Source organism: Pseudothauera nasutitermitis, assembly GCF_004801295.1.
In the GTDB taxonomy this organism is placed as follows: domain Bacteria; phylum Pseudomonadota; class Gammaproteobacteria; order Burkholderiales; family Rhodocyclaceae; genus Pseudothauera; species Pseudothauera nasutitermitis.
The window spans coordinates 1-23086 of the sequence record NZ_SSOC01000004.1; the positions used below are offsets into that span (position 1 = coordinate 1).

Annotated in this window: 19 protein-coding genes; 4 read left to right on the plus strand and 15 right to left on the minus strand. The window is 67.4% G+C overall.

All coding sequences use genetic code 11. From position 1 onward, the window contains the following. Together E6C76_RS10425 and hemE are read right to left on the minus strand one after the other, a co-directional pair. Positions 1-383, minus strand: a 383-nt coding sequence (locus E6C76_RS10425; RefSeq protein WP_456320490.1) for a primosomal protein N' family DNA-binding protein, incomplete at its 3' end; no start/stop codon positions are given. A gap of 405 nt (positions 384-788) precedes the next feature. Next, positions 789-1868 (minus strand): uroporphyrinogen decarboxylase, encoded by a 1080-nt coding sequence (gene hemE / locus E6C76_RS10430; RefSeq protein WP_136348198.1) that lies wholly within the window; start codon positions 1866-1868, stop codon positions 789-791. Between the two features lie 309 nt (positions 1869-2177). Here hemE and E6C76_RS10435 point away from each other — a divergent pair, with 309 nt between their 5' ends. Then, the gene (locus E6C76_RS10435; protein WP_136348199.1) at positions 2178-3437 is read left to right on the plus strand and encodes a Zn-dependent hydrolase; all 1260 of its coding nucleotides are present in this window, start codon (positions 2178-2180) and stop codon (positions 3435-3437) included. On the opposite strand, the gene E6C76_RS10440 is transcribed toward E6C76_RS10435, so the two are convergent. From E6C76_RS10440 to rpmH, 13 genes are all read right to left on the minus strand, one after another. Beyond that, a complete protein-coding gene (locus E6C76_RS10440) occupies positions 3412-4869 on the minus strand; it encodes a TrkH family potassium uptake protein (RefSeq protein WP_136348200.1) in 1458 nt (485 codons plus the stop codon). The genes E6C76_RS10435 and E6C76_RS10440 overlap by 26 nt on opposite strands. 11 nt (positions 4870-4880) lie before the next feature. Further along, positions 4881-6284 (minus strand): Trk system potassium transporter TrkA, encoded by a 1404-nt coding sequence (trkA, locus tag E6C76_RS10445; protein WP_136348201.1) that lies wholly within the window; start codon positions 6282-6284, stop codon positions 4881-4883. A 103-nt stretch (positions 6285-6387) separates the two neighbouring features. After that, entirely contained in the window at positions 6388-7635 is a 1248-nt protein-coding gene (locus tag E6C76_RS10450) for a sigma-54-dependent transcriptional regulator (RefSeq protein WP_136348202.1), read from the minus strand. A 12-nt stretch (positions 7636-7647) separates the two neighbouring features. Further along, on the minus strand, positions 7648-9759 hold the full coding sequence (locus E6C76_RS10455; protein ID WP_136348203.1) for a sensor histidine kinase: 2112 nt from the start codon (positions 9757-9759) through the stop codon (positions 7648-7650). After that, complete coding sequence (locus E6C76_RS10460) at positions 9756-10274, minus strand: DUF4390 domain-containing protein (protein WP_136348673.1); 519 nt, start codon at positions 10272-10274, stop codon at positions 9756-9758. The genes E6C76_RS10455 and E6C76_RS10460 overlap by 4 nt, the downstream gene beginning before the upstream one ends. Positions 10275-10338: 64 nt before the next feature. Further along, positions 10339-11619 (minus strand): 16S rRNA (cytosine(967)-C(5))-methyltransferase RsmB, encoded by a 1281-nt coding sequence (rsmB, locus tag E6C76_RS10465; protein ID WP_230976268.1) that lies wholly within the window; start codon positions 11617-11619, stop codon positions 10339-10341. 130 nt (positions 11620-11749) lie between these two features. Next, the gene (gene speE, locus E6C76_RS10470) at positions 11750-12619 is read right to left on the minus strand and encodes a polyamine aminopropyltransferase (RefSeq protein ID WP_136348205.1); all 870 of its coding nucleotides are present in this window, start codon (positions 12617-12619) and stop codon (positions 11750-11752) included. Between the two features lie 4 nt (positions 12620-12623). Continuing rightward, entirely contained in the window at positions 12624-13010 is a 387-nt protein-coding gene (gene speD, locus E6C76_RS10475) for an adenosylmethionine decarboxylase (protein WP_136348206.1), read from the minus strand. A gap of 114 nt (positions 13011-13124) precedes the next feature. Next, a complete protein-coding gene (locus E6C76_RS10480) occupies positions 13125-13892 on the minus strand; it encodes a sulfite exporter TauE/SafE family protein (RefSeq protein WP_136348207.1) in 768 nt (255 codons plus the stop codon). 50 nt (positions 13893-13942) lie between these two features. Beyond that, complete coding sequence (gene mnmE, locus E6C76_RS10485) at positions 13943-15304, minus strand: tRNA uridine-5-carboxymethylaminomethyl(34) synthesis GTPase MnmE (protein WP_136348208.1); 1362 nt, start codon at positions 15302-15304, stop codon at positions 13943-13945. Continuing rightward, positions 15273-16937, minus strand: coding sequence for a membrane protein insertase YidC (gene yidC, locus E6C76_RS10490; protein ID WP_136348209.1), 1665 nt, complete (start codon positions 16935-16937; stop codon positions 15273-15275). The genes mnmE and yidC overlap by 32 nt, the downstream gene beginning before the upstream one ends. Positions 16938-17055: 118 nt before the next feature. Then, positions 17056-17457 carry a ribonuclease P protein component gene (gene rnpA, locus E6C76_RS10495; protein WP_230976237.1) on the minus strand — a complete coding sequence of 134 codons (402 nt, stop codon included), beginning with the start codon at positions 17455-17457 and terminating at the stop codon, positions 17056-17058. Next, positions 17417-17551, minus strand: a complete 135-nt coding sequence (rpmH, locus tag E6C76_RS10500; RefSeq protein WP_002926183.1) for a 50S ribosomal protein L34 — start codon at positions 17549-17551, stop codon at positions 17417-17419. Before rpmH ends, rnpA begins: the two co-directional genes overlap by 41 nt. A 295-nt stretch (positions 17552-17846) precedes the next feature. Between rpmH and dnaA the strand changes: the two genes are divergently transcribed. From dnaA to gyrB, 3 genes are all read left to right on the plus strand, one after another. Further along, positions 17847-19268 carry a chromosomal replication initiator protein DnaA gene (dnaA, locus tag E6C76_RS10505; protein ID WP_230976238.1) on the plus strand — a complete coding sequence of 474 codons (1422 nt, stop codon included), beginning with the start codon at positions 17847-17849 and terminating at the stop codon, positions 19266-19268. Between the two features lie 31 nt (positions 19269-19299). Further along, the gene (gene dnaN / locus E6C76_RS10510; RefSeq protein ID WP_136348212.1) at positions 19300-20409 is read left to right on the plus strand and encodes a DNA polymerase III subunit beta; all 1110 of its coding nucleotides are present in this window, start codon (positions 19300-19302) and stop codon (positions 20407-20409) included. Between the two features lie 94 nt (positions 20410-20503). Further along, a complete protein-coding gene (gene gyrB, locus E6C76_RS10515; protein WP_136348213.1) occupies positions 20504-22996 on the plus strand; it encodes a DNA topoisomerase (ATP-hydrolyzing) subunit B in 2493 nt (830 codons plus the stop codon). Positions 22997-23086: the final 90 nt, after the last annotated feature.

The following is a 23086-nucleotide window of genomic DNA, read 5'->3' on the forward strand; positions in this document are numbered from 1 at the left end:
AGCGCGGCGCGGCCGGCCTCGGCCAGGGCGAGCAGCGGATCGGCGTCGCGCCCGGCCACCGCGTCGGCACGGCGCAGGCCGGGCGGCAGCGCGAGGGCGATGACCTCGCCGAGGGGGGCGTGATAGTAGCGCGCGGTGAAGGACACCAGCTCCAGCCAGTCGGCCGGCAGCGCGGCGACCTCGCGCTGGATGTGGAGTACCGCTTTGAGGCGCGTGGATTCGACCTCCGCCGCAGCGGACAGGGCGACGATCAAACCGCTCTTCTCGCCCCGCCCGAAGGGCACCCGCACGCAGCGTCCGACGTCCGAGGCGTCTACATTTTCCGCCGTGTAATCAAACAGTTGTGGAATCGGAACAGGAAGCGCGACACGGACAATGTTCATCAGCGGCGACTTATTGTCCGTTGAAGTTCTTCATAAACAAGACATTACCGTGTTCTTTTGAGAAATACCCTGGAAAGGAGCGGTAACAGCTTGCCTGGAAAACAGCTCGGCGGCTTGTCCACAAAACCTGTGGATAACTTTGTGGAAAGCATGGGTGAAAACGCTGCAAACCTGTGTGGCGCAAGCATTTTCTATACTTTGCCCCATCATTAGGCATCAAAAATTCTTTTTAAAATCAATTGCTTGAAAAAACACCTGCATATTCATCGATTTGCCTCCGGTGCGCGCCTTCGGAACGCTTCGGTGTGTATAAGTCAACCCATTTCGGTGCATTTTCTTGCTTGACAAGGCACCCGGAACCCCATTCGGAAAACGGGTTTTCCGGGCACCCTGGATGTGGCGGAATCAGCGCGTGCCGGCACGCAGTTCACGGCTGCGTGCATGCACGGTATCGACCAGCACCGAGACGTTCTCCGGCGGGGTGAATTGGGAGATGCCGTGGCCCAGGTTGAACACGTGGCCGGGATGCGGGCCGAAGGCATCGACCACGCGGCGCGCCTCGGCGGCCACCACTTCGGGGGGCGCGAACAGGATGGTCGGGTCCAGGTTGCCCTGCAGCGCCACCTTGTGGCCCACCAGCTCACGCGCGCGGCCGATGTCCAGCGTCCAGTCCAGGCCCACGGCGTCCGAGCCGATGCCGGCGATCTGCTCCAGCCACACGCCGCCACCCTTGGTGAACACGATGCTGGGCACGCGCTCGCCGTCGCGCTCGCGGATCAGGCCCTGCACCACGCGCTCCAGATAGGCCAGCGAGAATTCGCGGTAGGCCGCCTCGGACAGCACGCCGCCCCAGGAGTCGAACACCATGACGGCCTGCGCGCCGGCTTCGATCTGCGCGTTGAGGTAGGCCACCACCGCATCGGCGGTCACCGACAGGATGCGGTGCAGCAGGTCGGGGCGCGCGTAGGCCATGGTCTTCACGCGGCGATAGTCGGTTTCCGCGCCGGAACCGCCCTCGACCATGTAGCAGGCCAGCGTCCACGGGCTGCCGGAGAAGCCGATCAGCGGCACGCGGCCGTCCAGCGCGCGGCGGATTTCGGCCACCGCGTCCACGACGTAGCGCAGTTCGCCGTGCGGATCGGGCGCGGCGAGCTTGAGGATGTCCGCTTCCTCGCGCAACGGGCGCTCGAAGCGCGGCCCCTCGCCCTCGGCGAAGTACAGCCCCAGGCCCATGGCGTCGGGCACGGTGAGGATGTCGGAAAACAGGATGGCCGCGTCCAGGTCGTAGCGTTCCAGCGGCTGCAAGGTGACCTCGCAGGCCATCGTCGGGCTCTTGCACAGTTGCAGGAAGCTGCCCGCGCGCTTGCGGGTCTCGCAGTACTCCGGCAGATAGCGCCCGGCCTGGCGCATCAGCCAGACGGGGGTGTATTCGGTGGGCTGGCGCAGCAGCGCGCGGAGGAAGGTATCGTTCTTGAGGCGGCTCACGTTGGCGTTCCTGATCTCGTCCGGGCGGCCCGGCCGCGAGCCACGAGGGCCGCACCGGGGTAAAGGCGGGATTATCCCGCGTTTCGCCCCGCCCGCCTAACCGGACGGGCAGGTTGCATGGACCCGTGCGGGAGGGCATTGGCGCCGCGCTCACCGGAACCGGCGGGATCGCAGCGGCTGCTTTATAGTCGGACCTGCCTCCGCCAATCCACCACGGCCGCTTTCCGGACCCCGCATGAACCCAGTACCCGCCCCCTTCGACGCGCTTTCCTTCCAATACGCCGGTGCGATCGCGGAGACCGCCGGATCATGAACACGCCCCGCATCGACGGCGAACGTCTGGCCCGGCGCATCGCCCGGCTCGCCGAAGTCGGCGCCATCGAGGGCGGCGGCTGCGCGCGCCTGGCGCTCGGCGACGCTGACCGCGCCGGCCGCGATCTGGTGTGCGGCTGGATGCGCGAGCTGGGCCTGGACGTGCGCGTGGATGCCATCGGCAACGTCGTCGGCGTGCGCGCCGGGCGCGTGGACGGCGCGCCGGTGATGACCGGCTCGCACATCGACACGGTGGGCACCGGCGGGCGCTACGACGGCAACTACGGCGTGCTCGCCGGGCTGGAGGTGGTGGCCGCGCTCAACGACGCCGGCGTGCGCACCGAGCACCCGCTGGCGGTGGCCTTCTTCACCAACGAGGAAGGCGTGCGCTTCGCCCCGGACATGATGGGCAGCCAGGTCTATGCCGGTTCCCTGGCGCTCGGCGAGGCCCTGGCCGCGCGCGGCATCGACGGCCCCACGGTGGGCGAGGAACTCGCGCGCATCGGCTATGCCGGCGCGGCGCCGGTGCCCGGCCCGGTGCCGCGCGCCTTCGTGGAGCTGCACATCGAACAGGGGCCGGTACTCGACCGCGAGGGCGTCGACATCGGCGTGGTGGAATCGGTGCAGGGCATCTCGTGGACCGAGGTCGATATCCGCGGCACCGCCAACCACGCCGGCACCACGCCGATGGCGCTGCGCCGCGACGCGGGCTGGGCGGCCGGCGCGCTGATCGCCTGCGTGCGCGAACTGGCGCTGGAACTGGGCGGCAGCCAGGTGGCCACGGTGGGCCGCATCGAGTTCTTCCCCAACCTGATCAACGTGGTGCCCAGGCAGGCGCGGCTCGGCGTGGACCTGCGCAACACCGACGAGGCTCAGCTGCAATTGGCCGAGGCGCGCCTGGCCGCCCATCTGGAAAACTTGCGCGCTGCCGAGGGCGTGGACATCGCCACCCGCAGCCTGGCGCGCTTCGCCCCGGTGCGCTTCGCCCCGGAGATGGCCGCGCGCATCGAGCGCCATGCCCGCGCGCTGGGCCTGTCCACCCGCCGCATGCCCAGCGGCGCCGGGCACGACGCGCAGATGCTCGCCGCCGTCTGCCCCACCGCGATGATCTTCGTGCCCAGCGTGGAGGGCATCAGCCACAACGTGCGCGAATTCACCCACCCACACCACCTGGAGGCCGGCGCGCGCGTGCTGCTCACGGTGCTGTGCGAACTGGCCGGCGGGCCGGCGCTCAGCGCCGCCAGAACGACGGGGTGAGCACCACCAGGAAGGTGAAGATCTCCAGGCGGCCGAGGATCATGGTGAAGGCCAGCAGCCAGCTCTGGAAGGTGTTCATGTCCGCATAGCTGCCGGCCGGCCCCACGCCGCCGAGGCCCGGGCCGGTGTTGTTGATGCAGGCCACCACCGCCGAGAACGCGGTGACGATGTCCAGCCCGGTGGCCGACAGGGTGAGCGTCAGCGAAACGATGGACACCATGTACATGAACGAGAAACCCAGCACGGCGTGCAGCACGCTTTCCGACACCGGCTGCTCGCCCAGGCGCACCGGGCTGACCGCCTGCGGATGCAGCGAGCGGATGATCTCGCGGAAGAACTGCTTGTAGAGGATCATCGCGCGCATCATCTTGATGCCCCCGCCGGTGGACCCGGAACAGGCGATGAAGCTGCCGAGGAACAGGATCCACAGCTGCGCGAACATCGGCCACTGCGTGTAGTCCTGCGTGGTCAGGCCGAGCGAGGTGGCGATCGACACCACGTGGAAGGCCACCGCGCGCAGGGTCGCCGGCACGTCGCCGCCACCCTGCACGGCGGTGAGATAGAAGGTCAGCATGCCGATGCTGGCGGCGAGCACGGCAAAGTAGTGGCGGATTTCCGGGTCGCGCAGATAGGGGCGCAGGCTGCGCCGCGCCAGCGCGAGGTAGTGGGTGGCGTAGTTGAGCCCGGCGAGCAGAGCGAAGACGATGGTCACCACCTCCACGCCGACGCTGTCGAAATGGCCCAGCGAGGCATCCTTGCTGGAAAAACCGCCCAGCCCGGTGACCGTGAAGGCGTGGATCAGCGCGTCCCAGCCGTCCAGCCCGACCGCCCGGAAACTCAGCCCGCAGGCCACGGTGAGCAGGATGTAGGTCATCCACAGGCCCTTGGCGGTTTCGGTGATGCGCGGGGTGAGACTGCTTTCCTTCATCGGCGTGGGCACTTCGGCCTGGAACATCTGCCGGCCGCCGATGCCGAGCAGCGGCAGGATGGCGACCACCAGCACGATCACCCCCATGCCGCCGATCCAGTGCATGAAGGTGCGCCACAGGTTGATCGAGACCGGCAGATCCTCCACCTCGCGCAGGATGGTCGCCCCGGTGGCGGTCAGCCCAGAGGCGGCCTCGAAATAGGCGTGGGTGAAGGACAGCTCCGGCAGGTGGGCGAGCAGCGGCAGCGCGCCGAACACCGGCAGCACCACCCAGGCCGAGACCACCAGCAGAAAGCCGTCATGCACGCGCAGGTCGCGGCGCGCCGAGCGGGTGAACATCCACAGCAGCGCCCCGCAGCCCACGGTGATCAGCAGCGCCTTGTCGTAGGCCGGGGTGGCGCCGTCGTTGAGCCAGAACGAGACGATGAGCGGAAAGGCCATCAGCAGGCCGAAGATCATCACGATCAGGCCGAGCGCCTTGAAAGCCGGAAAGTAGGGACGCATGGGCGCGCGGATCAGAGGAAGCCGAAGCCGACCTGGAACAGTTTCTCGACCTTGCGCACCAGGTTCTTGTGGGTACAGAACACGATCACGTGGTCTTCCGGCTCGATCACCGTGTCGTGGTGCGGAATGATCACCTGGCGGCGTGCCGCCTTGCCGTCGCCGCGCTGCCCGGCACGCACCACGGCGCCGATGGAGGCCCCGTCGGGCAGGGCGATCTCCTCGATGCGGCGGCCCACCACCTTGGATTCCTTGGGCGTGCCGTGGGCGATGATCTCCAGCGCCTCAGCCGCGCCCCGGCGCAGGCTGTGTACCGCGACCACGTCGCCGCGCCGCACGTGGGCGAGCAGCGAACCGATGGAGGTCTGCGCCGGCGAGATGGCGATGTCGATGGGCCCGCCCTGCACCAGATCGACGTAGCTCTTGCGGTTGATCAGCGCCAGCGTGCGGCGCGCGCCCAGGCGCTTGGCGAGCGAGGCGGACATGATGTTGTCTTCCTCGTCGTTGGTCAGCGCGACGAACAGGTCCATCTCGTCGATGCCCTCGCTCTCCAGCAGCTTCTCGTCGGTGGCGTCGCCGCGCAGCACCAGGCTGCCGTTGAGCTGGGTGGCGAGCAGTTCGGCGCGCGCCTCGCTGGTCTCGAGGATCTTCACCACGTACTCGGCCTCGATGCTGCGCGCCAGGCGCTGGCCGATGTTGCCGCCGCCGGCGATCATGATGCGCCGCATCGGCCGGTCGGTACGGCGCAGTTCGCGCAGCACCTTGCGGATGTCGGTGCTGGCGGCCAGGCAGAACACTTCGTCGCCGGGCACCACCAGCGTGGCGCCGTCGGAGGGGATGGGCAGGCCGTTGCGGTAGATGGCGACGATGCGCGCCTCCACGTCGGGCAGGTGCTGGCGCAGGTTCTTCAGCGGCTTGCCCACCAGCGGCCCGCCCTCGAAGGCCTTCACGCTCACCAGGCTGACCGCGCCGTCGGCGAATTCGAGCACCTGCAGGGCCTCGGGAAAGGCGATCAGGCGGCGGATGTAGTCGGTGACGATCTGCTCCGGGCAGATGGAGAAATCCACCGCGAAATTGTCGTCGTCGAGCAGCTCGGGATAGTCGGCGAAATCGGTGGAACGCAGCCGGGCGATGCGCGTGGGCAGGTTGAAGACCACCTTGGCGATGCGGCAGGCGCACAGATTGGTCTGGTCGGACTGGGTGACCGCGATCAGCAGGTCGGCGTCTTCCGCGCCGGCCTCGCGCAGCACCGAGGGCGCGGCTGCGTTGCCGCACACCGTGCGCACCTCCAGCCGGCTGCGCAGCGCGGCGAGCTGGACGGCGCTGGTATCCACCAGGGTGATGTCGTTGGCCTCGGACACGAGGTTTTCCGCCACCGAGGCGCCGACCTGGCCGGCGCCGAGAATGATGATCTTCACGACATGCGCCTATCCGCAGGGGAAGACGGCCATTCTACGCCCGCCTCCGGGCACACCGCCATGTCATGTTGCGGCGCACCAACAGCGCGTCGGCACCGACGCTTCAGCTTTCCTCGGCGCGCCGGCCGGCCTGCAGGCCGAGCTGCTTGAGCTTGCGGTACAGATGGGTGCGCTCCAGCCCGGTCTTCTCCGCCAGGCGGGTCATGTTGCCGCCTTCCAGGCGCAGGTGGTGCTCGAAGTACAGGCGCTCGAAGGCCTCGCGCGCCTCGCGCAGGGGCTGGTCGAGCGGCAGGCCGTACAGCGTGCCCTCGGCCGGCGGCGCGGTCATGCGGCGCACGTCGGCCAGCGAGATTTCCTCTTCCAGCGTGCCCAAGGCGATGGACTTCACCGCCGCGCGCAGTTCAGCGTAGCCGCCCGGCCAGGGATGCGTGCGCAGCGCGTTGAGCGCGGCGGTGGAGAAATGATGGCGCGGCACTTCGCCGGCCTCGACCAGATGCAGCAGGATCTGCGCGGCCAGTTCGGGCAGGTCGTCGCGCAGGTCGGCCAGCGAGGGCGGCGCCAGGCTGACCTCGAACAGGCGGGCGAGCAGCCCTTCGTCCCAGCCCAGGCGGGCCAGCGCGTCCTGCGCGTGGTCGGTGGCCACCACCATGCGCAGGTCGTAGCGGTCCAGGCGCTCCAGCGTGAAAGCCAGATTCTTCTGCTGGGGACGCGACAGGCGCGCCAGTTCGCCGACGAACACCACCCCGCCATGCGCGCCCTGCAGCTGGGAGATATCGATGGGCGCATGCAGCGCGGCCAGGTCCACCCATTGCGTGGAGCAGCCCAGCACGCTGCGCGCGGCCAGTTCGGCGATGCTGCCGGCGCCCACCTTGAGCAGCAGCACGCGCGAGTTCTCGCCGATCTGCTCGATGCGGCGGCGCAGTTCGCGCAGGGCCTGCGAACGCGTGAACGCCGCCAGGCTCAGCGGCGCGGGCGCGCCGGGGGTGGCCGGACGCTGCAGGCCGCGCTTCACCGCGCCCAGCAGCTTCTGCAGGGCGATGGGCTTTTCCAGATAGTCGATGGCACCGATGCGGGTGGCTTCCACCGCGGTATCGATGGTGCCGTGGCCGGACATCATCACCACCGGCATGATGAGCTGGCCGCTGGCCGCCCACTCCTTCAGCAGGGTGATGCCGTCAGTGTCGGGCATCCAGATGTCCAGCAGCACCAGATCGGGCCGCGCAGCGTTGCGCGCGGCGCGCGCCGCGCCGGCGTTTTCCGCAAGCACCACGTCGTGCCCTTCGTCACGCAGGATTTCCGAGAGCAACTCGCGGATGCCCATTTCGTCGTCAACGATGAGTATGTTCGCCATGATTCCGTCGTATCAGTTGTCGGCCGCCACCGCGCACAGACGGATGCGGATTTCCGCCCCGCCGCCGTCCGGGTTGCTCAGGCGCACGTCGCCGCCGTGCTCGTCGACGATCTTCTTGACCATCGCCAGGCCCAGGCCGGTCCCGCGCGCCTTGGTGGTGAAGTAGGGTTCGAAGGCACGCGCCAGCACCTCGGGCGGAAAGCCCGGGCCGTTGTCGCGCGTGCGCAGCACCACGCGCTCGTTCTCGACGCACGTGGCGATGCGCAGTTCCGGCGCCTCGCGGCCGGCCAGTGCATCCTCTGCATTCTGCAGCAGATTGTGGATGATCTGGCGCAGCTGCGAGGCGTCGCCCAGTACCGCCGGCAGATCCGCGGACAACTCCTTGCGGATGCCGAGCGGCGTGCTCTCGTAGAGGTTGAGCACTTCCTCGATCAGCCCGTTGAGGTCCACCGCGCCGAGTTGCGGGGCGGGCAGGCGGGCATAGTCGCGGAAGGCATTGACCAGGTTCTTCATGGCCTCGACCTGGTTCACGATGGTGCGCGTGGAACGCTCCAGCATGGCCTGCGCGTCGCCGTCGAGGCGGTCGTGCAGCTTGTGCAGGAGACGCTCGGCGGACAGCTGGATGGGGGTCAGCGGGTTCTTGATCTCGTGTGCCAGCCGGCGCGCCACCTCGCCCCAGGCGGCGGTGCGCTGCGCGGCGATCAGGCTGGAGATGTCGTCGAACACCACCACCGAGCCGCCACCGGAGCTCTCCGGCAGGCGCGCGCCGTGGATCAGCAGGGTCTGCGGCGCCACATCGGCGCGCGCCAGTTCGAGTTCGCGATGCCAGTCGCCCTCGTTGGCGGCGAAACCTTCCAGCAGGGCATCACGGAACACCTCGTGGCGCGGCCAGTCGGCCAGCGCGAGATCCTCGAAGCCTTCCAGCGGATCGCCCAGGATGTCCATCGCCCCCCGGTTGGCGGCGCGCAGCGTGCCGTCGGCGGCAAAGGCCAGCACGCCGGTGGACAGGTTGGCCAGCACGCTTTCCAGGTAGGCGCGCGCCGACTCCACCGCCGCACGGTTGCGCTCGGCGGCCGCGCGCGCGTCGTCCAGCTGGCGGGTCATGCGGTTGAAGGACTGGGTGAGCACGCCCAGCTCGTCGCGCGCGGGCAACGCCTGGCGCGGCGAGTAATCACCCTGCGCCACCGCCTGGGTACCCTCGGCGAGAATCAGCAGCGGCGCAGCGAGCCGGCGCGCGAGCACGAAGGCGAAGGCCATCGCGCCGAGCAGCGCGAGCAGCAGGGCGAGGGTCAGCGTGAGCGTGTAGATGCGCGTGAGCCCGTCGCGCCCCAGGGTGAGCTGCTGGTAGTCGCGGTAGGCCTCCTGCACCGCCTCGACATGGCGGGCAAAGGTTTCCGGCACCGGCTGGCCGATCACCAGGTAGGGCGGCTCCTGCACCAGCGAACGGCCGGGCATGGGCACCACCACGCGGATCAGCAGCGAGCCGTCCGGCAGGCTGTCGACCTGGCTGAACTTGCGGAACTGGCGGGCCTGGCGCAGTTGCGCGGGGCCGGGCAGATCGGGGATCAGGCTGCCGCGCCCGTCGGTCACCGTGGTGAGCAACTGGCCGCTGGCCGACACGATCGTCAGGCTGGCCACCCCGGCCTGTTCGCGCAGGCGGTTCAGGCGGGTGCTGGACACCGGCAGATCCTCCAGCTCCAGCGCCATGCCCTCCGCCTTGTCGGCGATCTGCCCGACCAGGTAGTCGAGCGCGTTCTGGCCGAGCGCGATGCCGCCTTCCAGCGCGGAATCGACACGCACGTCGAACCACGATTCGATGCTGCGCACGACGAACTGCAGCGACACCGCGTACACCACCACGCCGGGCAGCAGCGCCATCAGCGCGAACATCAGCACCAGCCGGTACTTGAGCCGGGAGCCGAACTGGCGGGTGCGGTACTCCCGCCACAGCGCGCGCAGCTGCACGCCGACCAGCCCGGCGAGCGCCACCGCGACCACGCCGTTGAGCGCCAGCAGGTAGGGATAGCTGTTGGCGAACAGATCGGAATTGGCGCTCGCCGAGGCCAGCAGGAACAACGAGATGCCGGCCAGGGCGGCGATGACGAGGAGAGCGATGCGCTTCATTGGCCGATCTGCGCCCCCGCCAGGAAGGTCCAGGCGTACCAGTCGGTGCCGAGATTCCACTCGCGGCTGCCGATCGCGGTGACCTGGAAGGGTTTGGGCAGTTGTGCAGTGTCGAGGCGGAAGCGGATCGCGGCATTGTAGGACTGCCCGTCTTCCAGTTCGTCGCGCCCGGCCACCTGCCAGTTGCGGATGCGCTGCATGGTCAGCAGCGCCCCTTCCAGGCTGTCGAAGCTCTGGTGGAAGCTGCCCAGCGACAGGCGGTAGCTGCGCGTGATGGCGTGGTAGGACAGGCGGTAGTTGAGCCGGCGGTCCACCACCACCTTGTTGAACCAGTACCAGCGCGGACGCTCGACGACGAATTCGGCGACGAAGTACAGCGACACGCCGCGATTGACCGCCTCGGCCAGGCGGTCGTTGAGTTCGACGCCGAATTCCGCGTTGACCACGTAGCCTTCCTCGCGCAGCAGCACTTCGGCGTGGAGCAGGCGGGCCTCGTCGTTGGCGGTAGCGCCCATCGGCAGCCACAGGGCGCACAGCAGCAGCCAGCCGGCCAGAAGGCCGGGCCAGCCCAGGGCAGACCTAGACACGCTTGCGCAGCAGGGCGTAGTAGAAACCGTCATGCTCGGGGGTAGGCAGCAGCTGTTGCTCGAGCCGGCCATCGATCGGCAGGCGCAGGACGTCGGCATGGCGCTCGCGGAAGCGGGCCATCTGGCCGCGGTTTTCCTCGTCGAACACCGAACAGGTCACGTACAGCATTGTGCCACCCGGCGCCAGCGTCTGCCAAAGTGCATCGAGTATCCCGGCCTGCTGCGCGGCGAAGTGCGCGATGTCCTCGCGGCGGCGCAGCCACTTGATGTCCGGGTGGCGGCGCGCCACGCCGGAGGCCGAGCACGGCACGTCGGCCAGGATGCGGTCGAACGGCCGGCCGTCCCACCAGCGTTCGGGATGGCGGGCATCACCCACGCGCACCGTGCCATGCAGTCCGAGACGGGCGAAGTTGCCCTCGATGCGGCGCGCGCGGCGCGGGTCGATTTCCAGCGCGGTGAGAGCCGCGTCGGCGCCTTCCAGGATGTGCGCGGCCTTGCCGCCGGGCGCGGCGCAGGCATCCAGCACACGCTCGCCCGCGCACGCCTCCAGCCAGCGCGCGGCCCATTGTGCGCCGGCGTCCTGCACGGAGACGCGGCCTTCGGCGAAGCCCGGCAGGCGCGCGACCGGCAACGGATCGGTAAGCAGCAGCGCATCGTTGGACAGGCGGCGCACGGCGATACCGGCGGCGTCCAGTTCGGCGATCACCTCCTCCACCGTGGCGCGCCGCTGGTTCACCCGCAGCGCCATCGGCGGGTGCTGGCTGCCGGCGGCCAGCGCGTCTTCCCATTCGGCCGGCCAGGCCGCGCGCAGGCGGTCGATCCACCACTGCGGATGGCGGTGGCGGGCCACCGCATCGGCCTCCCGCCAGCGCGCCACCTGCTCGCCCTGGCGCACGACGTTGCGCAGCACGCCATTGACCACGCCCTTCAGGCCCGGCGCGGCGGCGGCCACCGCCTCCACGGCCTGGTCGACGATGGTGTGTGCCTGCTCCGGGCAGCGTTCCAGACGATGCAGCGCGATGCGCAGGAAGGACTGGTAGGGTTCGTCCAGCGGCTTCTGCATCAGCCGGCTGAGCACGGCCTCCGCGCGCCCGTAGTCGCGCAGCGTGCCCCAGGCCAGGTCGCGCACTGCGCCCCGGGTGGCATCCGGCCAATGCGGATGTTCGCGCAGCATGCCTTCCCAGGCCTCGGTGAGATTGGCACCGCCGATGACCGCTTCGATCAGCGCGGCGGCACGGGCGATGGCGTAGGCCAGGCCGGTCTCGGGCAGCACCACGGGTGCCGGTGGGGATGGGCGGCGGTTTGCCGCGCCCTGCGGGCGGGCGGCGCGGCGCGGGCTGGATGGCGGGTGGGTCACGTCTGGTATCGGCCTGTGGCGGGCGCGGCACCGCCCTCCGCGGAGGTCAGGCGAGCAGTTCGCGCAGGTAGTTGGGCAGCGCGAATTGCGCGCAGTGAACCGCGCCATTGTAGTGCCGCAGGGCACCGATGCCACGCTGCGCGATGCGCGCATCCACTTCGGCGGCGGACAGGGCCGCAGGCTCCAGCGTGTCGGATGCGCTGGCCATGCCCCACAGGCTGCCGTACAGCGGAATGTAGAGGAAATACGGACTGACTCGGGTGAAGGCCGCCCGCAGGTTGTCCACCAGCCGGCGCACGCGCTCCGGCTGGAACACCGGGGCGCCAATGTGCAGGGTGAGCGCGCCGCCCTCGGCGAGCAGCGCCTTGCAGTCGCGGAAGAATTCGGGGGAATACAAGGCTTCCGCAGGGCCGACCGGATCGGTGAGGTCGAGCACGATCAGGTCGAAACGCTCGCCGCTTGCCGGGGCCACTTCGCGCACATAGCGCAGGCCATCCTCGACGCGCAGCTCAAGGCGGGGATCGTCGAGCGCGCCGTGATGCACGGCGTCGAAATGCGCGCGGGCGATCTCCACCACCTTGGCGTCCAGCTCGACGAGCACTACGCGTTCCATGCTCGGGTACTTGAACAGTTCGTCCGCCGAGCCGCCATCCCCTCCGCCGATGACCAGCGCCCGGCGCGGTGCGGCCTGGGCAATGGCAGGCACGTGGATGAGATTCTCGTGGTAGAAGAACTCATCCCGCTCGGAAGTCATGAAGCAGCCGTCCAGGCGGAACAGACGGCCGAACTGCGGGGTCTGCCACACCTCGTAGGCCTGGTAGGCCGACTGGCCCGCGTCCAGCAAGGTGCCGCGCCGGTAGAAGAAGCCGGCATCGTCGTTGAGCCATTCGAGCAGCAGATCGTCGCGCTCGGCCATTGCCTCAGGCCTCCGCCAGGATCTTGCCGCGGATGACATCGTGGCAGGCCGAATCCTGCGGCTTCAAGGCATCGAGCACACGGGAGAACACCTGGCGCGCCCGCTCGCTGTTGTCGCGCGAGAAATTACACACGTAAACGTCCAGGGTCACGTCGCCGCTTTCCGGCCAGGTGTGGATGGCCAGGTGGGATTCGGCCAGCACCACGGTACCGGTCACGCCGGCCTTCTGGCCGTCGTCGTGCAGAAACTGATAGAAATAGGCGCCCAGCGGGGTCAGACCGGCACCGCGGCACTCGTCGACACACAGGGTTTCCAGTACGTCCCGGTCGATCAGCAGGTCGGGTGGGCATTGACAGCGGTACAGATCCGCAATCAGATGAAGTCCGTTCATGGTGTTCTTCTATCCAACCACAGCAAAGCGATCAATTCTATCACGTTGGACGGCCATCTCATTGGCGCGAATATATCTCCCAGCCACGCAATCAAGTTTCACGTGAAACGCGGCTCAGGCCAGCAGATCGTAGGTCAGCTTGATGATGAGCACACTGACGACGAACAGGAACATCTTGCGCACGAACGCCGTGCCGTGGCGCAGCGCCATGCGCGAACCGGTCACCGCGCCCGCGAGGTTGCACAGCGCCATCAGGGCGGCCAGTTTCCACAGCACCTCGACGTTGAGCGAAAAGAACGCCAGCGCGGCCAGGTTGGTCGCGACGTTGAGGATCTTCGCCGTGACCGATGCGCGCAGGAAATCCATGCCGAGCATCCGGATGAACAGGAAGATCAGAAAGCTGCCGGTTCCCGGTCCAAAGAACCCATCATAGAAGCCGACCACCAGGCCAATCCCCGCAGCAATACCACTTACCTTCATGCCTGGAGCGGATTCATTGGACTGCTGGCCAAGATCCTTGCGCATGAAGGTATAGACCGCCACGGCGATCAGCAGCAGCAGAATCAGCGGACGCAGCACATCGGGCGGCAGATAGGCCACCGCCTTGGCGCCGAACCATGCGCCGATCAGTGCCGCCACCGCCCCGGGCAATGCCGCGTGCCACGGGATGCGTACCCGGCGGGCGTATTGAATCGCCGCGCTGCTGGTTCCCACGATACTGGCGGCCTTGTTGGTGGCGAACAGCGTGGCCGGCGTCGTATTGGGATACGCGGCAAACAATGCGGGAATCTGGATCAACCCACCGCCACCGACGATGGCATCGACAAAGCCCGCGAAGAAAGCGGCAATACCAAGTACTACGAACAACAGATCGATATCCATGGAACTCCGTTTCACGTGAAACAGGCGACTCGTGGCCGCCTGTCGATCTGCTACTTGCCGATGCAGAACCTTGAGAAGATGACACCCAGCAGGTCATCGGCCGAGAATTCTCCCGTGATTTCACCCAGGGCCTCCTGCGCCAACCTCAATTCCTCGGCAAACAATTCCAGCGCGGCGCCACTCCGCTCCTCGGCCTCGCATACATGTTCCAGCGCGCGGCGCAGCGCGATCAGATGACGCTCGCGTGCCAGCACCAGATCCTCGCCATGGGCATGCCACCCGGCCACCCGCAACAATTCGGCGCGCAGCAGATCCACTCCATCCCCCGTACGGGCACTCAGGTGAAGTTCCACCGCGCCCTCCCGCTCATGGCGCGATGCGGGCAGACCCAGCAGGTCGGATTTGTTGTGGACGGTAATGCGTTCGACGCCCTCGGGCAGAAGGCCATCGATCTCGGCATCTTCTTCCCCCGCGCCTTCCCGTGCATCGCGCAGCCGCAGGATCACGTCGGCACGTTCGATCTCCTTCCAGGTACGCTCGATGCCGATGCGCTCCACCTGATCCGCCGTTTCGCGCAACCCTGCGGTATCGATGACATGCAGCGGAATGCCTTCGATCTGGATGGTCTCGCGCAGCGCATCACGCGTCGTGCCCGCCACGTCGGTGACGATCGCACGCTCCTCACCGGCCAGCTGATTGAGCAGGCTGGACTTGCCGACATTCGGCCGACCAACCAGCACCACGTTCAGCCCACTGCGCAGCAGCGCGCCCTGGCGCGCGCGATCCAGCAGCGCCTCCAGGCGCAGCCGCAGTGCGTGCAGACGGCCAAAGGCGTCGGCGGCCTGGAGAAAATCGATTTCTTCCTCGGGAAAATCCAGCGTCGCCTCGACCAGCATGCGCAGATCGATCAGCGCGTCGCGGATGCCGTCGACCTCGGCGGAAAAGGCGCCGGACAAGGAGCGCAGCGCGGAACGCGCAGCCGCCGCGGTGGACGCCTTGATCAGATCGGCGACGCCCTCGGCCTGGGCCAGATCGAGCTTGCCATTGAGAAACGCACGCTTGGTGAACTCGCCCGGCTCGGCCAGCCGTGCGCCCAGTTCGAGACAGCGCGCCAGCAGCATCTGCATGACCACCGGCCCGCCATGGCCCTGCAATTCGAGCACATCCTCGCCGGTGAACGAATGCGGCGCCGGAAAAAACAACAACAGGCCCTCGTCGAGGACCTGTTGTTGGGCATCGCGGAAACGGGCGAAATGCGCTTCGCGCGGGCGTGGCAACCGCCCGGCGATGGCCTGCGCGAACGGCGCCAGATCGGCGCCGGACACGCGCACCACGCCGATGCCTCCCCGGCCCGGCGCGGTGGCCACCGCCGCTATGGTGTCACGAGGCGGCTTTGTTGCCGTTCTTCGCACCCTCGATCATCCGGGTGATCTGCCACTGCTGGGCAATGGACAGGATGTTGTTCACCACCCAGTACAGCACCAGGCCGGACGGGAACCACAGGAACATGATGGTGAAGATGAAGGGCAGCGCCATCATGATCTTGGCCTGCATCGGATCGGGCGGCGCCGGGTTGAGCTTCATCTGCACCAGCATGGACAGGCCCATGATCACCGGCAGGATGAAGTACGGATCCTTGGAGGACAGATCCTGGATCCAGCCCAGCCACGGCGCGTGGCGCATCTCCACGCTGCCCAGCAGCACCCAGTACAGCGCGATGAACACCGGGATCTGCACCAGGATCGGCAGGCAGCCGCCCAGCGGGTTGATCTTCTCGGTGCGGTAGAGATTCATCATCTCCTGCTGCATCTTCTGCTTGTCGTTGCCGTACAGCTCCTTCAGGCGCTGCATGCGCGGACCGAGCACGCGCATCTTGGCCATCGACTTGTAGCTCGCCGCCGACAGCGGGAAGAACACCAGCTTGATGGCGACGGTCACCAGGATGATCGCCCAGCCCCAGTTGCCGGTCAGGCTGTGGAACCACGACAGCACCCAGAACAGCGGCGCGGCGATCACCGTGAGGAAGCCATAGTCGACCACCAGATCCAGCCCGGCGGCGATGTTCTCCAGCTTGTCCTGCTCCTGCGGGCCGGCATACAGACGCACCGCGATGCTGCCGCTCTCGCCCGCGGCCACCGGGGCCACCGGCAGGATCACCCCGGCGGAATACAGGTCATTGCTGACCCGACGCGCGAAGAACTCGCGCTGCGCACCGTCTTCCGGCAGCCAGGCGCCGACGAAGTAGTGCTGCACCATCGCCACCCAGCCATCCGCGGCATCGCGGACGAACTTGGCCTTGCCCTTGTCGATATCTTCGAACTTGACCTTCTGGAAACGCTCGGCATCGGTATAGAAGGCCGGGCCGGTGAAGGTATTCACGCCGAACACCTCGACCGCCTCCGCCGCCTTGCCGTCGCGGGTGAACTGGTAGTACGCGTGCGGCGACAGGCTCCGGTCGCTCTGGTTGCTGATCTCGTAGGACACATCGACCAGGTAGTTGCCACGGTGGAAGGTCAGCAGCTTGGCCACCCGCACGCCATCCTGCTCCGGCGCTTCCAGGCGCACGGTCACGCTGTCCTGGCCGGCGGCCAGCACCACCTCCGTATCCGGCAGGGTGAACACGGTCTTGTGACTCGGCAGGCCCTCGCCGATCAGGCCGGTCTGCGCCGCGTAGAGGTGCCGGCCGCCATCGTCGAACAGCACGAAGTTGCGGCTGCGGTCCTCGTTGGATTTGTGCGCCGGCAGCTCCAGGCGGACGATGTCGCCGCCCTGCGCGGCGATCTCTGCCACCATCAGGTCGGTACGCACCACCATGCGCGCAGAAGTGTTCGCTTCCGCCGCCCCGGCTGCGCCGCCGGGCACCGGCGCGGCACTCAGGGTACTGCCGGGGCTGGGCATCGGCACCGCGGAGATGCCGTCTGCGGCCGTGGCGCCCTGCTGCTGGGCCACCACCGGCGCGGGACGGCTGTATTCCAGCCAGCCGTTCCACAGCATCACCAGGGAAAACGAGAAGATCAGAAAGAGGATGAGGCGACGTTGATCCATACGGATGGCTATCGATTGAGCGTTCGTTGGTCGGGAAACGGGATCATACCCGTCCGGCGGGACGGCGCGCGCGGGGCTTGGCGATACACGGCAGGCAACGGCGGTCGCGCAAAGTTCGTCATCTCGGCAGGCGGGCCAGCAGGCGGGCCAGGTCTTCGTTGAGCTGCGCGCGGCTGGCATCGTCGGCCTTGGCGTGCAGCCGGACCACCAAGTCCAGCTTCGGCAGCGTGGCGCGCGTCTTGCGGAAATTCTCGCGCGTCAGGCGTTTCAGCAGATTGCGCAGGCTGGCACGGCGCGCCAGCTTCTTCGCCACCACCACGCCGAGCCGCGCGGTTTCCAGCCCGTTGGGGCGGTAATGGACGATGAACCAGCGCCCCTTGATCGCCCGCCGAAAAGCAAAAACGGATGAATACTCATCCGTTTTGCGTAGTCTGTGGGCGTCGCGAAACCTGAAGTCAACGCCCGGAAGTTCCGTCACCTCAGACGGCGAGGCGATGACGGCCCTTCGCACGACGGGCACGGATCACCGCGCGGCCGCCACGGGTCTTCATGCGGACCAGGAAGCCATGGGTGCGCTTGCGGCGAACGACGGACGGTTGGTAGGTGCGTTTCATTTTCAGCTGACCCGAGGAAAAAGGTTAAACGAAGGATTTAATTGGATAATCCCATGTTTGTCAAGAACAGTTTTTGGGAAGACCTGTGGATAAGTCTGCCCGCCAGGGGTAGAATCCCCGGGTCGCCCCCGCCGGCAAAGGAGGGGCCCGCGCAGCCACCCGCTGGTTGCCGGCCCGCCGACCGGGCTCCCTATAACAAGCATCCGACCGCCAAGCCTCCCTTCGTGTGCCCCCCGGCGCATCCGGGGGCGGGCGCGTTTTGAGTACCGTGTCGCAAGCACAGACCGCACGTTCCGTGAACCAAGACTTCTGGTCCTTCTGCCTGTCGCGCCTTGAGCAGGAACTGCCCACGCAGCAGTTCAACACCTGGATCAAGGCCCTTTCCGCCTGCGAAGGCGGCGGTGCGGAACAGCCCACGGTCGCCCTGCAGGCACCCAACCGCTTCGTGCTGCAGTGGGTGCGCGAGCGCTATCTGCGCCGCATCGGCGAACTGGGCACCGAATTCTACGGCGCCGAACCCGAGATCGAACTGGCCCTGCCCGCCGCCGGCGCGCCACGCGCTGCGCTTGCCCCGCGCGCGCCGGCCGCCCAGGCCCAGGCAGCCAACGCATCCGAAGCACCACCGGCCGCGCCCGTGCTGCTGCTCGACAAAACGGAGGATGAGGCCATCCTCGGCGTCACCGACGTGGCCTACGAAAAAACCCGCCTCAACCCCGACTTCACCTTCGACACCCTGGTCACCGGACGCGCCAACGATCTGGCGCGCGCCGCCGCCATGCAGGTGGCGCAGAACCCCGGCACCTCCTACAACCCGCTGTTCGTGTATGGCGGCGTGGGCCTGGGCAAGACCCACTTGATCCACGCCATCGGCAACGCGGTGTATCGCGCCAACCCGCGCATGGTGATCCGCTACGTGCACGTCGAGGACTACTACGCCGACGTGGTGCGCGCCTACCAGCAGAAGAGCTTCGACGCCTTCAAGCGCTACTACCGCTCGCTGGACCTGCTGCTGATCGACGACATCCAGTTCTTCAACAACAAGAACCGCACCCAGGAAGAGTTCTTCCACGCCTTCAACGCGCTCACCGAGGCACGCAAGCAGATCGTCATCACCTGCGACACCTACCCCAAGGACATCCAGGGCCTGGAAGACCGGCTGATCTCGCGCTTCGACTGGGGCCTCACCGTGCAGATCGAGCCGCCCGAGCTGGAAATGCGCGTGGCCATCCTGAAGAAGAAGGCCGAGGCGCTGCGCGTGGCGGTGGATGACGACGTGGCCTTCCTGATCGCCAAGAACCTGCGCTCCAACGTGCGCGAGCTGGAAGGCGCGCTGAACAAGGTGGTGGCCTACGCGCGTTTCCACAATCGCGGCATCTCGCTGGAAGTGGCCAAGGAAGCGCTCAAGGACCTGCTCAACGCACACAACCGCCAGCTCAGCATCGAACACATCCAGAAGACGGTGGCCGACTACTACAAGATCAAGGTCGCCGACATGCACTCCAAGAAGCGCACCCGCGCGGTGGCCCGGCCCCGCCAGGTCGCCATGTGGCTGGCCAAGGAACTCACCCCGATGAGCCTGCCGGCCATCGGCGACGCCTTCGGCGGGCGCGACCACACCACCGTGCTGCACGCCTGCCGCACGATCACCGAGCTGCGCCTGGGCGACCACCAGCTCAACCACGACGTACACGTGCTCACCCAGGTGCTGCGCGGCTAACCCTTCCATCAACCTTCCTCAACGAGACGCCATGCTCCTGCTCAACACCACCCGCGACGCGCTCCTCGCCCCGCTGCAGTCGGTTGCCGGCATCGTCGAAAAGCGCCACACCCTGCCCATCCTCTCCAACGTGCTGATCGAAAAGCAGGGCGAAACGCTCACCCTGCTGGCCACCGACATCGAGATCCAGATCCGCACCGCCAGCGCCGGCCACCAGGGCGGCGAGGACACCGCCATCACCGTGGGCGCGCGCAAGCTGCAGGACATCCTGCGCGCCCTGCCGGACAGCGCCGAGGTCACCCTCACCCTGGACGACAAGCGCCTCACCGTGAAGGCCGGCAGGAGCCGCTTCGCCCTGCAGACCCTGCCGGCGGCGGACTACCCGCGCCTGAACGTGCCGGACGGCGACGCCGTGCGCCTCACCGTGCCGCAGCGCACCTTCAAGCGCCAGCTCGCCCAGGTGGCCTACTCCATGGCCCAGCAGGACATCCGCTACTACCTCAACGGCCTGCTGGTGATCGCCGACGGCGGCGAGCTGCGCATGGTGGCCACCGACGGCCACCGCCTGGCCTACGCCGCCAGCACGCTGGAGACCCCGGTGGAGCCGCGCACCGAAGCCATCCTGCCGCGCAAGACCGTGCTGGAACTGGCCCGCCAGCTGGCCGACAACGACGACCCGCTGGAAATCGTGCTGGCCGGCAACCAGGCGGTGTTCCGCTTCGGCGCCATCGAACTGATCTCCAAGCTCATCGACGGCAAGTTCCCCGACTACGAACGCGTGATCCCGCAGAACCACCCGCGCCTGATCGCCTTCGACCGCGTGCCGCTGCTGGCCGCGCTGCAACGCGCCGCCATCCTCACCTCGGACAAGTTCCGCGGCGTGCGCATGGTGCTCTCCGACGGCAGCCTGAAGATCGTCTCCTCCAACGCCGAACAGGAAGAAGCGGTGGAAGAGCTGGAAGTGGATTACCACGACGTGCCGCTCGACATCGGCTTCAACGTCACCTACCTGCTCGACGTGCTCAACAACCTGTCCTCCGAACAGGTCGAATGGCGCTTCAACGACGGCAACTCCAGCGCGCTGATCACCCTGCCCGGCAACGAGCAGTTCAAGTACGTCGTGATGCCGATGCGCATCTGATCCGCCGCTGCTCTGCCGACCGCGCGCCCGGCCCTGCCGGGCGTTCTGCCCCCGTCACCGGGGGCGCGTTCTTTATGAATCACCCGAGATGACCATGTCCGAACCGCAAAACCCGCCCGCTTCCCCCGGCAACGACTACGACGAATCCAGCATCCAGCAGCTCGAAGGGCTGGAAGCCGTGCGCAAGCGCCCCGGCATGTACATCGGCGACACCTCGGACGGCACCGGCCTGCACCACATGGTGTTCGAGGTGGTCGACAACGCCATCGACGAAGCGCTGGCCGGCCACTGCGACGACATCGTGGTCACCATCCACGCCGACAACTCCATCTCGGTCACCGACAACGGGCGCGGCATCCCGGTCGGCGTGAAGATGGACGACAAGCACGAACCCAAGCGTTCCGCCGCCGAAATCGTCATGTGCGTGCTGCACGCCGGCGGCAAGTTCAACCAGAACAGCTACAAGGTCTCCGGCGGCCTGCACGGCGTGGGCGTCTCGTGCGTGAACGCGCTGTCCAAGTGGCTGCACCTGACCATCGCGCGCGACGGCAAGAAGCACCTCATCGAATTCGAACGCGGCGCGCCGCAGAACCGCCTCATCGAAGTGGTCGATGGCGTGGAAGTCAGCCCCGCTCGCGTCGTCGGCGACACCACCAAGCGCGGCACCAAGGTGCACTTCCTCGCCGACGACGAAATCTTCGGCGTGGTCGAATTCCACTACGAAATCCTCGCCAAGCGCCTGCGCGAGCTGTCCTTCCTGAACAACGGCGTGAAGATCCGCCTGCTCGACCAGCGCACCGGCAAGGAAGAGGACTTCGCCTTCGCCGGCGGCGTGCGCGGCTTCGTCGAATTCATCAACCGCACCAAGACCGTGCTGCACCCCACGGTGTTCCACGCCGAAGGCAACACCCGCATCCCCACCGGCGCCGGCCACGACGCCGAACTCTCGGTGGAAGTCGCCATGCAGTGGAACGACAGCTACCAGGAACAGGTGCTGTGCTTCACCAACAACATCCCGCAGTCCGACGGCGGCACCCACCTCACCGGCCTGCGCGCGGCGATGACGCGGGTCATCAACAAGTACATCGAAGAAAACGAGATCGCCAAGAAAGCCAAGGTGGACATCACCGGCGACGACATGCGCGAAGGCCTGGCCTGCGTGCTGTCGGTGAAGATGCCCGACCCCAAGTTCGCCAGCCAGACCAAGATGAAGCTGGTGTCCTCCGAGGCCCGCCCGGCGGTGGAGGAAGTGGTCGCCGGCAAGCTCACCGACTTCCTGCTGGAAAATCCCATCGACGCGCGCACCATCTGCAACAAGATCGTCGAAGCCGCGCGCGCGCGCGACGCCGCCCGCAAGGCGCGCGAGATGACCCGCCGCAAGGGCGTGCTGGACGGCGTGGGCCTGCCCGGCAAGCTCGCCGACTGCCAGGAAAAGGACCCCGCGCTGTCCGAACTCTATCTGGTCGAGGGTGATTCCGCCGGCGGCTCCGCCAAGCAGGGCCGCGACCGTAAATTCCAGGCCATCCTGCCGCTCAAGGGCAAGATCCTCAACGTCGAAAAGGCGCGCTTCGACAAACTGCTGCAAAGCCAGGAAATCGCCACGCTGATCACCGCGCTGGGCACCGGCATCGGCAAGGACGACTACAAGCCCGAGAAGCTGCGCTACCACCGCATCATCATCATGACCGACGCGGACGTGGACGGCGCCCACATCCGCACCCTGCTGCTCACCTTCTTCTACCGCCAGATGCCGGAACTGGCCGAGCGCGGCCACATCTACATCGCCCAGCCGCCGCTCTACAAGATCAAGCACGGCAAGACCGAGCTCTACATCAAGGACGACCACGAGCTCAACAACCACCTGCTCAAGCTCGCCCTGGACGGCGCCGCCCTGGTCCCTGCCGAAGGCGCCAACCCCATCGTCGACGAAGCGCTCGGCGGCCTCGCGCGCAGCTACCTGCTCGCCGAGGCGGTCACCCGCCGGCTGTCCAGCCTGATCGACCCCGAAGTGCTGCAGGTCATGCTGGCGCACAACCTGGAAGTCAGCCTGGCCGACGAAGCCGCCGCGCGGGCCTCCGCCAGCGGCATCGCCGCCCACCTGCCGGAAGGCATCAGCATCCGCGCCGAATTCCACGACGAAAGCGAAGCCTGGCGCCTGATCATCGAGCGCATGCACCACGGCAACATCAAGTCCGGCTGGATCGAAGAAGACTTCCTCGTCTCCGGCGACTACCGCAGCATCCGCAACGCATCGGAAGCCATCGCCGGCCTGATCGGCCCCGGCGCCGAAATCCGCCGCGGCGACAAGCGCCAGCCGGTCACCCGCTTCGCCGACGCCATCGGCTGGCTGCTCGCCGAGGTCGAACGCGGCCTCACCAAGCAGCGCTACAAGGGCCTGGGTGAAATGAACCCCGAACAGCTCTGGGAAACCACCATGGACCCGGCGGTGCGGCGGCTCCTGCGCGTGCAGATCGACGACGCCATCGCGGCGGACGAGATCTTCACCACGCTGATGGGCGACAACGTGGAGCCCCGCCGGGCGTTCATCGAGGGCAATGCGCTGTATGCGCAGAACATCGATGTGTGACGCCGCAGGCGCCCGCAACAGGTGAAAGCCTCCGGCCCCCGCTGATGGCTCGGCGCGGGCCGGGGGCGTCATCGTCCAGCGCAGTGATGA

Excerpts from the sequence above, each read along its gene's own strand:
- E6C76_RS10480 (WP_136348207.1), bottom strand. The coding sequence starts at position 13,892 with ATGGATATCGATCTGTTGTTCGTAGTACTTGGTATTGCCGCTTTCTTC.
- E6C76_RS10440 (WP_136348200.1), bottom strand. The coding sequence starts at position 4,869 with ATGCGTCCCTACTTTCCGGCTTTCAAGGCGCTCGGCCTGATCGTGATG.
- speD (WP_136348206.1), bottom strand. The coding sequence starts at position 13,010 with ATGAACGGACTTCATCTGATTGCGGATCTGTACCGCTGTCAATGCCCA.
- gyrB (WP_136348213.1), top strand. The coding sequence starts at position 20,504 with ATGTCCGAACCGCAAAACCCGCCCGCTTCCCCCGGCAACGACTACGAC.
- E6C76_RS10435 (WP_136348199.1), top strand. The coding sequence starts at position 2,178 with ATGAACACGCCCCGCATCGACGGCGAACGTCTGGCCCGGCGCATCGCC.
- E6C76_RS10460 (WP_136348673.1), bottom strand. The coding sequence starts at position 10,274 with ATGGGCGCTACCGCCAACGACGAGGCCCGCCTGCTCCACGCCGAAGTG.
- rpmH (WP_002926183.1), bottom strand. The coding sequence starts at position 17,551 with ATGAAACGCACCTACCAACCGTCCGTCGTTCGCCGCAAGCGCACCCAT.
- dnaN (WP_136348212.1), top strand. The coding sequence starts at position 19,300 with ATGCTCCTGCTCAACACCACCCGCGACGCGCTCCTCGCCCCGCTGCAG.
- yidC (WP_136348209.1), bottom strand. The coding sequence starts at position 16,937 with ATGGATCAACGTCGCCTCATCCTCTTTCTGATCTTCTCGTTTTCCCTG.
- speE (WP_136348205.1), bottom strand. The coding sequence starts at position 12,619 with ATGGCCGAGCGCGACGATCTGCTGCTCGAATGGCTCAACGACGATGCC.
- E6C76_RS10455 (WP_136348203.1), bottom strand. The coding sequence starts at position 9,759 with ATGAAGCGCATCGCTCTCCTCGTCATCGCCGCCCTGGCCGGCATCTCG.
- E6C76_RS10450 (WP_136348202.1), bottom strand. The coding sequence starts at position 7,635 with ATGGCGAACATACTCATCGTTGACGACGAAATGGGCATCCGCGAGTTG.